Origin of the sequence: Shewanella spartinae, from assembly GCF_019457555.1 — a bacterium.
GTDB lineage: Bacteria > Pseudomonadota > Gammaproteobacteria > Enterobacterales > Shewanellaceae > Shewanella > Shewanella loihica.
Window position 1 is genome coordinate 2,548,005 of the sequence record NZ_CP080418.1, and the last position, 14,399, is coordinate 2,562,403.

The window sequence follows — 14,399 nt, forward strand, 5'->3', positions numbered from 1 at the left end:
AACAGGCGCTGAAATATCGTAGATTGGCACTCACTGCCCACAATTAACATGCATTATGTCTCTCAGCCAACTGCCCTTTTCACAATCCTGCGAAAACAACAAGGCGCCTATTCTGGCGGTACTGCAACAGAGCTTTAGGACCACACGACGAGTGCTTGAAGTCGGCAGCGGCACGGGCCAGCACGCGGTATTCTTTGCGGCGCACCTGCCCCATCTCACCTGGTGCCCCAGCGATCAGCCGCGATTTATCGAGCCGCTCGAGAAGCGAATCGCCCTGCAGGGCGGCGATAACATCGCGCCGCCCGTTAGCCTGGATGTCACCGCCCCCTGGCCCCTGGCCCAGGGAGAGGTTGACGGCATCTTCAGCGCCAACACGCTGCACATCATGAGCGAGGCCATGGTGACCGATTTCTTCAGGGGTGTTGATCGCCACCTCAGCGAGACTGGCAGCCTCTGCGTCTACGGCCCCTTCAACTACAACAACCAATACACCAGCGACAGCAATCGCCAGTTCGATGTCTGGCTCAAGCATCGCAACATCCACAGTGGCATCCGCGACATCGAATGGATAATGGATCTAGCCAACTCGGCGGGCCTCAGCCTAGAGGCCGACCATGCAATGCCCGCCAACAACCGTTTGCTGCATTTCATGCGCTAACAACATCCCCCTGTCGCTTACTCTTTAAATCAGCAAGTGAATGGGCATTAAAAAAGGGCCTTGCGGCCCTTTTTGCTAGATCGAATCTGACTCAATCCTAACTTGCCCATTCGAATCTGGCCGAATCGAATCTGGCCTAGTCGAAATCGCTGTCTTGTAACTGAGTCAGCAGCTCACAGCTACGCTCCATCTGGTAGCGAATACTCCTGCTCTGAGGCGCCCAGTAACTCATATAGAATTTCGCCGTCACCAGCTTGTTGGCGTAGAATGCCTCCTCTTCGCCCGCCGTAATGGCCTGTTGAGACTTGACCGCCATCCGCGCCCACATCCAGCCCAGGGCCACTATACCCAGGATCTGCAGATAACCCATGGAGGCGGCGCCTATGATGTCGGGATTCTTAACCCCATGAGCGACGATATACTGGGTCGCCTTCTCGAGATCAGTCGTGGCCTCCATCAGCGGCATCAGGTAAGGTTTCAGCGCCTCATCCTCGAGATGTTTAGCCAGGAACGGCTTGACCATCTCAGACCAGAGCCCCAGCGCCTCGCCTTTATCGGCAAGCAGCTTACGGCCAACGAGGTCCAGCGCCTGCACGCCGTTGGTACCTTCGTAGATCATGGCGATGCGGCTATCGCGCACAAATTGCTCCATGCCCCACTCGTGAATATAGCCATGGCCTCCATAGACCTGCTGGGCATCGACACAGGCCTTAAAGCCTTGATCGGTCACGAAGCCTTTCACCACTGGGGTAAAGAGGGCCGCTAACTTGGCCGCTATGGTCGCCTTGGCCTTGTCCTGATGACGGTGAGACTCGTCTAGCCATAGGGCCTGCTGACCCATCAGGGCCCTAGCGCCTTGGTTGAAAGCCTTCTGGGCCATCAACATGCGTCTGACATCGCCATGAACCAGAATCGGATCGGCCGGTGACTCGCTCGCCTTGACGCCACTTAAGGCGCGCCCCTGCAGGCGTTCTCTGGCGTAACTCAGGGCATTTTGATAGGCGATCTCAGAGACCCCGAGCCCCTGCACGCCCACGCCGAGTCTCGCCTCATTCATCATGGTAAACATGGCCCTCAGTCCCTGATGGGGTTCGCCCACCAGCTCGCCGATGGCGCCGTCGAACACCATGACACAGGTAGAGTTACCGTGGATCCCCATCTTATGCTCCAGGGCACTGGCCTCGACGCCGTTACGGCAACCTAAGGTGCCATCATCATTTACCAGGTATTTGGGCACGGCAAACAGGGAGATACCCTTCACGCCATCGGGCGCATCGGGCAGACGCGCCAGCACCAGGTGCACTATGTTGTCGGCCAGGTCGTGATCGCCAGATGAGATAAAGATCTTCTCGCCGCTGATGGCATAGGTGTCTTCGCCCACCGGCTTAGCCTTGGTGCGCAGCAGTGCCAGATCCGTGCCCGCATGGGCCTCTGTCAGGTTCATGGTGCCAGTCCATTCACCCGACACCAGCTTCTCGAGGTACTTGGCCTTGAGAGCGTCGCTGCCATGGGCATGGATCGCCGCATAGGCGCCGTGGGTTAAGCCCGGATACATGGCAAAGGCCATGTTGGTCGCCGTCTTCATCTCTGTAGCAAACACCCCGATACATTCGGGAAGACCCTGACCGCCATATTCTGGGTCACTGGTGAGCGTCGCCCAGCCGTTATCCACGTATTGTTGATAGGCGTCTTTAAAGCCTTCGGGGGTGCGCACCTGACCGTCCACCAACCGGCAACCCTGGGTATCGCCCTGGCTGTTGAGCGGCAACATGATCTCTGTGGTGAAGTCGGCGACCCCTTGAAGAATGGCGTCACTCAGCTCGGCGTCGATCTCATCGAATCCCTGAAGGTCATCGCGCCCATAGATGTTAAGTAGCTCGGAGAGAATAAACTGATAGTCGCGCAGTGGAGCTTGATAGATTGGCATTCCTTAATCCTTCTATTGTCGAAACCCAAAACGAACAGGCGCTAGCCGGGACATTAGCGCTCGCTCAACTATAGTGCTCCGACCACTTTACCCAAATCTGCTCAAAAATACAGCCCTTAAACTCGGCTGTTTTATTTCAATCGTCAAAAAGCCTAAAAACAATCAAGGTCATACTACAGCTTACAACGAAAACTCTGTAAGCTAGGTCATCAGCTAAATGACCAGCCCGGCTTAACTCGTGAGGAGCATTTATGGGTTCTGTAACCGTAAAAAAACATCCCCTGGGACTCGAATATGTCGAGGTCGATACCGATCTCTGTCAGGCGCGCATCTTCATGCAAGGCGCCCAGATAGACAGGTTTCAGCCTAAGGGCCAAGCCCCGCTGCTCTGGGTATCGAGCGCCGACGACTATCAGCCGGGTAGCGGCATCCGAGGCGGCATCCCTGTCTGCTGGCCCTGGTTTGGCATGCATGAGAACCCTCAGTGGCCGCAACACGGTTTTGCCCGTACCCGCCTATGGAATTTAGATTCGGTGCAGATGCTGGATCAGGTGGTGGAGCTCAAGTTTAGCCTGACGGTAAGCGATGAAGACAGGCAGTACTGGGCGCATCCGAGCAGGGTCGAGCTCATCTTTACCTTAAGCGATAGCCTAAGCGTCAGCCTGGTCAACACCAACCTGGGTGATACCCCGTTCAATCTGACCCAGGCGCTGCACACCTACTTCCCTATCGAAGATATTCATCAGCTTAAGGCCAGCGGATTTAGCGGCGCCCGCTATATCGAGTTTGGCGAAGGCCCCTTCGAGCAGGAGGGCGATGCCGTGTTATTTGACCGGGAAACCGACCGTGTCTACACCCAGCTTGGCGACTGCCAGCTACTGCATACCCCACAGGGGATCATAGAGGTGCGCCGCGAAAACAGTCGATCGGCGGTGCTGTGGAATCCTTGGATAGAGAAATCTAAGCGTCTGTCGCGCTTTAACGATCAGGATTATCTCACCATGGTCTGCCTCGAGGCCGCTAATGTATTGGAAGATAGGGTCGAGCTGGCGCCGGGTGAGTCTCATACCCTGAGCACCCATATCCGCTGGCAACCTCAGGGCTAAACATGAGATTCTGGGCACCAGATTAATAAGGTGCCCTCTTTAGCCAGGTAAACTAGCGATGCATCGAAGCCGCTCTCTCCTATTGATCAAAAATTTTACTGGTGGTCATAGGTTTTACTGCATAGGTTTTACTGGCAGTCATAGGTTTTAGTGGATAGGTTTTAGTGGATAGGTTTTACTGGCAAGAGCGCTAAAATGAAAAGGTTAGTTTCAATAATTGAGACCTCAGTAGGCAGAGCTAACAGCTAACGCTAAATAATCAGAGACAGGGACAGATGTCGCGACGCTTTTTTACCTCCCGCAGCATAAAATGGATAGCCGGCGCCATGGCGCTGTCCCTGCTGCTGTTGCTGCTGCTCCTTGTGCTAGCGGCGAGTCAACTGGAATACCTGGTTAAACGTCTCGCCAATCCCTATCTGGCTGATGCCGGCATCAGCATAGAAGCGCTGCGCTTAAGCTCCAGCGATCTGATGGCGCTTAAGCTGCCCATGGCACTGCTTAAGGTCGATGGCAACCTGGTGAGACTCGACGATCTTCAGCTTACACTCGCCGAAGACTGGTTATCGGCGCCAATGGGTCTCACCCAGATAGACTCGCTTTCGGTGCGCCGCGCCGAGGTGTCACTGAGCCAGGACTATTTCGATAATCTAGGTCGTGAGCAAGAATCAGGCGCCAGCAGCGCCCTCAATATGGGCGCCCTGCCGCAGATCGCCCTGGGCGAAGTCGGCTTCAACCTGTTAGGCAAACAAGCTAGCTCCTTAAAGACCCAGCCACTGGGCCTCAAGCTGGATTATCTTAACCTGGATAATCAAGGTCGGCTCACCGGCGCCCTCAGCTTCTATCAGGCGCCACTGCTGAGCTTAGCTGCGACACTCGAGAAGACCCGCTGGCGACTCGATAGTCGCCTCGAATTCGAGCCCCTTGGCCAGCTCATCGGCGAGCTCAGCATGCTGACCTCTACCGCCGGTCCAAGTAAGCCAAAGCCAGACACGTCTCCTGCGCAACAGGCATCTAATGTTTCAGAGGCGTCTGGCGTTTCAGACATGCCTAGCCTTTCAAAGGCACCTGCATTAGTCACGGCCCTGCATGATGTTAACCAGCGTTTAACCGAAATCTTTACCCTAAGCGGCAGCCTCAGCTCCCGCGGCGAGTTAGACCTTATCAAGGGTGAACTGCATTCAAGCCATGAATTTGATGGGCTCAAGATCCAGCTAAAACAGCTAGCTGGCCAGACGCTATCGCCAGAGCTAAGCATTACCGTGACCGGCCAGGGACAAGCTAAACAAGAAAGCGCTAATCTCACTCAATCAAGTCATGCTCAGTCCAGTCAGGCTCAAAGCATGATACTTGGGCTCAATGGCCCCCTTAACGATCTGCATCTCACGCTGTCGCCAACCTTAGTCACCAGCAACACATCGCTGGAGCAGCTTGGAGAACTGGCAGGTGAATCTGAGTCGGTCGCCGCCCTACTCACGGCACTTAAGGCCCAGTCTCATGATAAAAAGTCTCATGATAAGCAGGCACATGATAAGCAGGCGCCAGATATGCGAGCTCCAAACCAGCGCTCAGCCGATGAACATACGACCAAGCTCTCTCTGGAGCTTGGCCAAGAGATGAGCGATGAAGATGCGCTCGATTTTTCGCTCCAAGATGTAGACTTGCAGCTAGGAGTTCTCACCGCCAAGGTTGAAACTCAAGGCCTGATGCTCGCAGCTAAGCTTGAAAAAGCTAGGCTAGAACACGTTAGCCAGCCAAAGTCAGCCTCAAATCCTGATTCAGATCCTCAGTCAAAGCCGACTTCGGCCTGGCAGCTCACCGGCAACTGGCAACTTGATGCAGCGCTTAAACAGCCGCTGTGCCTAATCCTACCGCCCTATCCAGAGACAGGCAACGGCTGTCAGGATCGGGCTAAGAATGAAACCAACATAGACAATCGCCTCACGCTTGCTAAAGCAAACTTGAAGCTTGAAGGCGAACTGGATGCCAGACAAGCAGATGCAACAGATGATTCGACAAATGATTCGCCGGGAAGTAGCGCGATTAATCTAACCCTGGCGGGCGAGCTGAATCTAGCGCAACCCGAATTTAATCATAGAGACCTTAAGGTGGGCGCGCACAGTATCACCACAGAAATTCCGGCGCCTCTTAATCTCAGCATCAACACCAGGCCAGAACTTAAGCTAAACCTCGATTGGCAAGGGCTAAAAGTCGCGATCGATGGGCATCATCTAAGCTGGCCAGCTATGCAGGAGATGGCTAACAAAGAGCCAAAAGCACAGCTAACCAGCAAGCAGACCCGCACCACTTTTGGCGCCGGTCATTTTACCTTTATCCCAGGTAAGCCTCTTCTGGCCGAGTTAGCGAGCTTTATGAGTATCACTCACTCCCCTCATCTGACGCTGCCACAGGCCTCAATACCTGAGGTCTCATTGGCTAACACCTCTATGACAGACGCCTCAATCACAGGCGCCTCAAAAACAGAGAGAGTAGCAAAACCGCTGGAGCGCGAACTTACCGCTAGTGAATTTGTACTCGAAGCCAGGCAGCCAATGCGCCTCGATGCGCAAGCAGTGGTGCTCCCGCCCGTCGGGTTAAAGGTTATTGCGCTAGCCGCCAGCGAGCAGAAAGCCGTTAAGGGAAAGGACCAAGAACAGGCTCAAGCTCAGGTTAAAACCACTCAAGTTAAAACAACTCAAGTTAGAACCACTCGGGTCAACCTGGATGAATTAAGCCTTGCCACCCAGACCATAGCGCTAACGCCAAAAGCCACCAAGGCTGGGACAGAAGCGGAAAACGCCGCGGCGACACTATCACAGTCGACGTTATCGCAGTCGACGCTATCACTGTCGCCAGATGCCCTGTTAGCCTTCCCCTGGCAGAGTGAGGTGAACTACCAGCTGACTAATCTCAAGGTGAGCGAGGAGAGTGTTCGCCTCAATAAATTGCGCCGCAAGACGCTGCTTAAACTGCCCAGCACCAGCCTGAGTCAGTCGCTGCATTGGCAAGGTGCCCTGCAAACTTTTGGCAGCTCAGGCACTAAGTCCGCAGCAGCATATGAATATGAGCCTGGCTCTGAGTCATCAAAAATTTTGATCCAATCTGAGCACGATGGCTTAGTAAAAGATTCGTCGCCAGGCTATCAGCTCGCGACCGAAGAGCGGTGGAACCTGGATGGCCTGCCATTTTACAGCGAGCATCTTCTTGCGCTGACTCATTCACTTAAGCCAAGCCTGCTTACCGGAGAGTTCACACTAGCAAGTGATGCCAACGAGCTGATGAAGCGTGTAACCCGTATGCAAGGCACAAGCCTGGAAAATCCCTTAATTGGCGATATCAATCTCACCAGCAAGCACAGCCTCAACTGGCATGGCGATAGGATGGACTTCGCCTTTGCCTTGACCCCAGAGGTTAAGCTCAGCGAGGGTAGCTATAACGCCCTGCCCTTCGAGCAGGCCGAGTTTACCGGCCAATGTCAGTTAGATGGTGTCAAAGCGCCTCACTCTCAAACGGCAAAGCTTGCCTGTGAGCCGCTGTCGCTCAAGGTCGCCGCCTTCAATCCTGGGGTGCTGATCACCGACATAAACGCCCACGCCAGACTCGAATTAGATCTGACCCAGGGAGAAACAGAAGCCGCAGTCGGTGCTCAAACAAGTGCAGAATTGGCGCTGAGCGGCGCCGATGTGAAGCTCGATGCCAGGGCCAACACCTTGGGGGGCGAGATCTTACTGCCTATCTTTAACCTGAACCTCGGCGCCCCCTCCTCCGCTTATCTGGTGCTGCAGGGGTTGGATCTCGAGCAGCTGCTCGCCGCTCAGCCCCAAACCGGCATCTATGCCGACGGCATCTTCGACGGCGTACTGCCGGTGCAGCTCGAGCATGGTCAGGTGAGTATTACCAATGGGCAGCTCGCGGCGCGCACCCCCGGTGGCCTCATCAAGGTGGATGACAATCCGGCCGTGCTGCAGATGCGCCTGTCACAGCCCTATCTCGATTTTGCCTTCTCGGCCCTTGAGGAGCTGCACTACACCCAGCTGTCGAGCAGTTTTGACATGGCCCCTAACGGCGATGCCCTACTAAAGGTTCAGGTGAAGGGGCGAGCCAAAGATATTGAACGTCCTATCCATTTAAACTACGCTCAGGAAGAAAATATGTTGCAGCTACTCAAGAGTTTACAAATCGGTGATAGACTGCAGAGCGAAATCGAGCGGGCCATGGCCAACTAATTTTTTGGCACAAGACTCGACATAAGAGTCATAGCCAGCGATAAAAGCAAACGTTCAGCCTATGGTCATCTTAGGGATCTACACTAAGACCATAGCCAATAAAATTTTCAACCAGATTAAGGAAGCACTGTGAAGAAATTGCTAACCTTGCCGACGATAACCCTGAGCCTGGCCGCCGTGCTGCTCATGAGCGGCTGCACGCCAACGGTCAAGATAGAGCCACCTGAGAAGCCTATCGTTATCAACCTTAACGTTAAGATTGAACATGAGATCAAGATTAAGGTGGATAAAGAGCTCGATGAGCTGATCAACAACGATGAACTCTTCTAATCAAGGTATAAGGTGATCCTAATGAAAAGCAAAATACTCGTCCTCATGGCCGGACTTCTTCTCAGCCTCAATGCCTTCGCCATATCGTTGCAAGACGCCAAGGCGCAAGGATTAGTGGGCGAACAGGTCAACGGCTATCTCGGTGTGGTGGTCAACAATAGTGAAGCCAGCGCCCTGGCCAAATCGGTCAACGCCAAACGCAAGGCGCACTACGAAAAGATCGCCCGCAAGAACCAGATCAGCGTAGATGATGTGGCCAAGCTGGCCGCCGAGAAGGCGATAGCGGCTACCGCCAAGGGCCATTATATTCAGACTCCCCAAGGAAAATGGGTCAAGAAATAAATGATGCAAAGAATAGATGAGGCATAAATAGATGGGCAAAAAGTCGCCGTTGATAGTCCTGGCTGCTAGTTCCCTTCTCAATCTATGATGAGTGCCTAACCAATAAGCGACGCCTAATGCGTCGCTTATTGGTATCTTTAACTCTCATTTATCTAACCGACTAACCACCTGCTCTCGCAGTGACTCGTTCAAACATACTAGGGCTAGATGGCGTGAGCGCTTTGAGGTTTAACCACCAAGAGATCACACTGGATCCTGTCGATCACCTGCTCGCCCACATGGCCGCACATGTTAGAAAACATGCTGCCATTGCCAGTATCGCCGACGATCACCAGCTCAGAATCCACCTCCTTGGCTAAGGATTCGATGGCATCTTCCGGCAGTGACTTGGCCAGATGAAGATGATGATTGCTCACCGCCGCCCCCTTTGGCTGCAGGTGATAGCGGCTGGAATAACTAGACATCTTCTGCAGGTGGTAATTCTCATCATTGGCAGGGGCCAGCGCCTGATGGAAGGAGATGCTTGGCGTCTCGCCATAGTAGCAATCGATAAGATGACAATCCCCCGCCAGCAGCTGAGAGAAATGCTCCGAAGTCTGCAGCACAGCGTCATTGAGCGCCCTATGGGTGACATCATCGGCGCAGGGCTCAACCAGGGAGAGAATGTGCCCGCCGGGTTGCCACAGATGGTCCTTAACCACCACCACGGGGCGGGAAGACTCGCGGATCAGCCGCACATCCAGCGGTTTGATGGTCAGCCAGTTCCATAGCTTATGGCGCGAGGCAGCCAAGATCACCGCATCCACCTTGAAGTCGTCGCAAAACTGCAGCACATCGTCGCTGCTATGACAGGCGATAGACGCCTTGGAGATAGAAAGCCCCGATTGGGCGGCCTGACTGATAAAGGCGTTTAAGCAGGTCAGCTTACGCTCCTTGGTCAGGGGTTGGGTCTGCCCCTCGTTGCCATCGGCCTCGAAGGTGTCCACCAGACGGTTAACGAAGTGGCTGTGCTCTAACATCATCACTATGATTGCCGCGTTGGTTTTACTGGCCAGATACACGGCGCGGGAAACGGCCTTTAAACTGAAATCGTGTTCATCTACAACCACTAAAAGTCTCTGATAGCTATCCATAACTTTGCTCTCACCTAGGATTCGCACCTAATTGTAGCTCAAGCTAGAGGCGCCAAAATGGCGCTAGCCCTTTATTGGCGTGGGTTTGCGGCAACTTCATGATAATAGAAATGATTATTGTTAAGAACATTTTTAGCTAACCTAGCCCCAATGGAAACCTTTAGCTATTAGCTGAGCGCAAAATGGCTTTTTAACCATTAAAATCATCAGATTAGATAGAATTTAATATAAATTAAGCATAAAAAAGGCCACCCTAGGGCGGCCTTTTCAAGCTGTATTAGCTAAACATTAGAAGTTTAACTTAGCCTTACCCTTGAGGCCGTCGTTATCCTCAACGGTCAGCTTCACCTTACTGGCGCGGTGACCCAAGCTGATGGCCACAGGACCCGTCTGCTTGCTGCCGTTGTTAAACTTCCACGACTGCGACACTATCTCACCGTCTGTGTCATAGCTTAGCGAGACAAACAGATGCATAAACCAGAGATCCAGGTGCTCAATAACGGCAACAGGCTTTTGCTGCTTCACCTGTACCTTCACCACCTGGGTCACGCTATGGCTCAGACCATCGTTGTCGGTTACCGTCAGGGTCACAGGGTATTCACCGGCCTTGGCATAGCGATAGCTTAGCTGCTGGCCGCTGGCGGTCTCACCATTACCAAGATCCCATTGATAATCGACTATCTCGCCATCTTCATCTGTGGCGCTGCTCACCAGGCTCAGGGTGCGGCCCTGCAGCTCATAGCTAAAGCTGGCAACTGGCGCTATGGTCTCACGCTCAAGCAGCAGAGAGATCACAACAGGGTCATGGTCCGATGAGCGATAGGCATCACTGCTGTAGAGCGACTCAATCTGACCGGCAGACTTAAACTCTTCGTTGTAATCCAGCAGTCTTGGCTCGTCGGTATTGATATGCCACTCGGTCACATCGACAACCCTGTCGGCCAACTGAGTATTAGCCAGTGCATGATCCAGTTGCCCCGTCTCACCGGAGAAGACATAGGAGTATGCTCCCGACTTGCCCAGATGGTAGAACAGCTCAAGGTAACCGGCGCCGCGTAGCGCATCGATTGGATCTTCCTTGGCATAGGCGTTCATGTCACCAATCACCAGGGTCGGCAGCTCACCATACTCGCTGGCCAGCCAAGCCCCCAGGGCGGTCGCCGCACGGGTACGGGTTAGGTTACAGTTACCCTGACCGTCGTTGAGATCTGGGTCGCCCAGACTGACACAATCACTGCCCTTAGACTTAAGATGGTTCACCGCCACCACAAGTTGTTGCTCTTCACCCAAGACCTCGAAGGCCTGGGTCAGACTCGGACGATTCTTACCATCGTTAAACAGCACCTCACCCTGCTCATCCAGCGGCGAGTTGGCGCTAGACAGCACCTTAGCCGCGCCCACAGGCGTGACGCGATCGCTACGATACAGCATGCCCACGGTAATGGCGTCTGTGCCTATGGTTGGCGTTGGCGCCGAGATAAATTGGTATCTTGCCTCGCCCACCGCCTGGTTCAGACCGCTCACCAGATCATTGATAGCCGACTCAGTACCAAAGCCGTCGTTTTCTATCTCCATCAGGCCGAAGATGTCGGCGTCTATGCTCACCATGGCGCTGATGATCTTGGCGCGCTGACGGGCAAATTCGCTAGGCGTGTCGGCGCCGCGATCCGTCGGGAAGCCACCGCCCAGGCCATCGCCGTTGAAGTAGTTCAGCACGTTGAAGCTGGCGACCTTGAGGTTACCGCCGACGGCCAGTGCTGGCTCGCTGCTTCTTGGGTTGGTCGCCACGAAGTTAACTGTATCGATTGGCATCAGACGATACTTGCCAAAGCCATAGTGCATCACGGCGTGAAGCTCGGTGATCGAGTCGCCCACACGCACAGTATTGTTGGCGCTCAGGCCAGGCGCTGGGTAACGCACAGGATCTGGGTTTTGCGAGGTTAACCCATCGTCCAGCAGCACTGAGTCTAAGGCGTTGGCCTGACTCACCGCCAGCGCCTCGCTGCCAGGCTCGGCCACCTGAGTCCCGATGAAGTGACGCTTACTACCGAGCAAGATCTCGCCGTAGCGTCCCAGATTATAGACCTCGTTCACCACCAGGTTCTGGGTAAAGTGTACGCGCATGCCTTCGACTGCTTCCAGGTCGCTGCTCTTAGCCAGCGGCAGGCTCACCTCGGCGGCGCTCGGCAACTCTTGAGCGCTGGCACACAAGGCGTGCTCGCTGACATTGGTCAGCTCGGTCAGGCCGTTGTACTCCTTGACCGTGGCGGTCAGACGCACACGATCGCCCGCCTGATAACCTAGCGAACCACCGGTATAAACGAAGACCCCCTCAGAGGTGTTGATGTCAGCGTCAGCCTCAGCATCGGCCATCTGCAGGAACAGACCCTTGAGCCCAGCTTCCTGGTTGCTGGTCACGATCGCCTCGACCGTGACGCTCTGTCCATTGAGCGGGCTGACATCGCCACTGCCCTGCAGTTCTGAGATCTTGGTGGCCGGATCATGACAAACCAGACTCACCGGCGGCTCGGTAGGATCCGTCGGGTCGGTTGGGTCTGTCGGTCCCTGACCGGCAAACTGGCCGAGATCGCTAAAATCATCCTGTGCATGACCTGTCCAGGTGGCCAGGGTCACGGCATCATCGAGCTGAGTATCGGCGATCAGCTGGTTAGGATCCCGGCGCAGGGTGTTATTCTGGGTCGACAGATCGCCGCTGCCCCACTCAGACCCCGGATCTGTGCCCAACTGGCCAAGGCTGTCGATCACCTGGCCCTGCTTGCGCAGCACTAAGGTGTCGTCACCGTTGAAGAAACTGGCTGTGCTTAGCTGGTCGGCGACCGCTAAGATCTCAGCGGCGGCATCGTTGTCGGCCAGAACATAGGTCTTGCCGGCGGCCAGGCTACCGGTAAGGGCTATGGTAGAGCCGGCACTGGTGCTGCCGTTAAAGTAGAACTCGAGTTGATATTGACTTAAATCGATGGCGGCGCCGGTGGGATTGTAGAATTCGACGGCCTTGTTGTTGCTGCTGCCTTCTACATACTCTGAAATGATCAGATCGTCTGCGGCCTGGGCAAAGGTGGAGACACCACCAATCGCCAAGGCAAGCGCGCTTGCTTTGGTAAACATATTAACCCCTAAAATTATCCATTAACCTAGTGTTTAACTAGTGCTGTGCTAGACAGTATCCGAGTCTTATCGCTCAAATTACTGCGGTACTGATCCTTCGACCAGCGCACACTATAAATCAGCTTAGTGACAAAGAGGTTACAAATTTTACATAAAGTTAATGCGTAGGGTGTTAAGCACAATTGACAGCTTAGAGGTGATTTTGCAGCACAATTCTCTTTTATCAGCGGTTCGATGAGGTCAGTCGACAGAGGCTTACTGAGGTAGACGGATTTAGAATCTGACGTGAAGAAGTACGAGATATGTGTTTGAAAAAGAAGAAGGAAATGAGGTAAAGAGACAAAAAGAGATGTTTAAAGCGAAAGCCAGACCCAGGGCTATATGCCCAGGCCCGGCTTCAAAACAAGCTAATACTTTAGATAGCTTATTGTTGGATGTGCTGATTGTTGCAAGTGCTTTTTGTTGAAAGTGCTTTTTGTCGAAAGTAATTAGTTATCCTGCCAGATCATCACCTTGGCCGGCTCGCCGCCCTTGCGGGTCGCGCGGTACATGCCTTCGGTATTAAATGGGGTGGCGATGTTGCCGCGCTGATCGATGGCGATCACCCCGCCGGTACCACCTGCGGTGATCAAACGCTGATTGATCACCTCATCCGCCGCCTGCAGAATCGATTTTTGCTGATATTTCACCTTGGCGCAGATATCCCCCGCCACATGGTAACGAATGAAATACTCACCATGGCCTGTGGCCGACACGGCGCATACCTGATTTTCGGCGTAGGTGCCGGCGCCGATCACCGGCGAATCGCCGATACGGCCGAAACGCTTGACCGTCATGCCGCCGGTCGAGGTGCCGGCCGCCAAGTTGCCTTGCTTATCCAGGGCCACGGCGCCCACGGTACCAAACTTGTAATCCAGATCCAGATAGTTAACCGAGGCCTGATAGTCGGGCTTGCCCGCCTCCTTGCTCTCGGCCGCCTTCAACTTGGCCTTAGCATCGATAAGCTGCTGATAGCGGCTGTCGGTATCAAAATAGGTCACAGGAACCAGGCTAAAGTCCTGACTCAGGGCAAACTCCTCCGCCCCCTGGCCCGATAGCATCACGTGGGGCGACTTGTCCATCACGGCGCGCGCCAGGTTGATCGGGTTCTTGATATGCTTCACCCCGGCCACGGCGCCGGCGTTGAGGCTGCGACCATCCATGATGGAGGCGTCCATCTCATGGGTGCCGTCATAGGTGTAAACCGCGCCTTTCCCCGCATTAAACAGCGGACTGTCTTCGAGAATATTGATTGCAGTGGTCACCGCCGTCAGGCTATCGCCCCCCTTCTCCAGCACCTTATAGCCGGCATCCACCGCCTCTTTTAACTTGTCGCGGTAGGCTTGCTGCTGCGCCTCGGTTAGATTGGCCTTAGAGATGGTGCCGGCGCCGCCATGGATGGCAATGGAAAATGGCTGGGTTTCGGCCAGAGTGCTAGTGCTGATCAACAGGCCCATCAGGCCGGCCAGTAGGCAGGGGGTAATAGTGCTTCTCACGGTAGGCTTCCTCGTTATT

Annotated in this window: 10 protein-coding genes; 6 read left to right on the plus strand and 4 right to left on the minus strand. The window is 54.3% G+C overall.

Features of this window, described 5'->3' with window-relative positions; genetic code table 11:
- Window positions 1-55: 55 nt before the first annotated feature.
- Window positions 56-658, plus strand: coding sequence for a DUF938 domain-containing protein (locus K0I31_RS11325; RefSeq protein WP_220078438.1), 603 nt, complete (start codon window positions 56-58; stop codon window positions 656-658).
- 136 nt (window positions 659-794) lie between these two features.
- On the opposite strand, the gene K0I31_RS11330 is transcribed toward K0I31_RS11325, so the two are convergent.
- Entirely contained in the window at window positions 795-2,585 is a 1,791-nt protein-coding gene (locus K0I31_RS11330; RefSeq protein ID WP_220078439.1) for an acyl-CoA dehydrogenase C-terminal domain-containing protein, read from the minus strand.
- A gap of 251 nt (window positions 2,586-2,836) precedes the next feature.
- Between K0I31_RS11330 and K0I31_RS11335 the strand changes: the two genes are divergently transcribed.
- The 4 genes from K0I31_RS11335 (at window position 2,837) to K0I31_RS11350 (ending at window position 8,586) form a co-directional block, all read left to right on the plus strand.
- The gene (locus K0I31_RS11335; protein ID WP_220078440.1) at window positions 2,837-3,691 is read left to right on the plus strand and encodes a D-hexose-6-phosphate mutarotase; all 855 of its coding nucleotides are present in this window, start codon (window positions 2,837-2,839) and stop codon (window positions 3,689-3,691) included.
- Between the two features lie 275 nt (window positions 3,692-3,966).
- A complete protein-coding gene (locus K0I31_RS11340) occupies window positions 3,967-7,914 on the plus strand; it encodes an intermembrane phospholipid transport YdbH family protein (protein WP_220078441.1) in 3,948 nt (1,315 codons plus the stop codon).
- A 186-nt stretch (window positions 7,915-8,100) separates the two neighbouring features.
- Window positions 8,101-8,244, plus strand: coding sequence for a YnbE family lipoprotein (locus tag K0I31_RS11345; protein ID WP_258406646.1), 144 nt, complete (start codon window positions 8,101-8,103; stop codon window positions 8,242-8,244).
- A 21-nt stretch (window positions 8,245-8,265) separates the two neighbouring features.
- A complete protein-coding gene (locus K0I31_RS11350; RefSeq protein ID WP_144203094.1) occupies window positions 8,266-8,586 on the plus strand; it encodes a YdbL family probable chaperone protein in 321 nt (106 codons plus the stop codon).
- A gap of 203 nt (window positions 8,587-8,789) precedes the next feature.
- On the opposite strand, the gene K0I31_RS11355 is transcribed toward K0I31_RS11350, so the two are convergent.
- The gene (locus K0I31_RS11355) at window positions 8,790-9,719 is read right to left on the minus strand and encodes a universal stress protein (RefSeq protein ID WP_220078443.1); all 930 of its coding nucleotides are present in this window, start codon (window positions 9,717-9,719) and stop codon (window positions 8,790-8,792) included.
- 288 nt (window positions 9,720-10,007) lie between these two features.
- Complete coding sequence (locus tag K0I31_RS11360; RefSeq protein ID WP_220078444.1) at window positions 10,008-12,845, minus strand: ExeM/NucH family extracellular endonuclease; 2,838 nt, start codon at window positions 12,843-12,845, stop codon at window positions 10,008-10,010.
- Window positions 12,846-13,149: 304 nt separating this feature from the next.
- Between K0I31_RS11360 and K0I31_RS11365 the strand changes: the two genes are divergently transcribed.
- A complete protein-coding gene (locus tag K0I31_RS11365) occupies window positions 13,150-13,311 on the plus strand; it encodes a hypothetical protein (protein WP_220078445.1) in 162 nt (53 codons plus the stop codon).
- Window positions 13,312-13,333: 22 nt separating this feature from the next.
- Here the strand turns inward: K0I31_RS11365 and K0I31_RS11370 are convergent, their stop codons facing one another.
- The gene (locus K0I31_RS11370) at window positions 13,334-14,341 is read right to left on the minus strand and encodes an isoaspartyl peptidase/L-asparaginase family protein (RefSeq protein ID WP_220080830.1); all 1,008 of its coding nucleotides are present in this window, start codon (window positions 14,339-14,341) and stop codon (window positions 13,334-13,336) included.
- Between the last annotated feature and the right edge of the window lie 58 nt (window positions 14,342-14,399).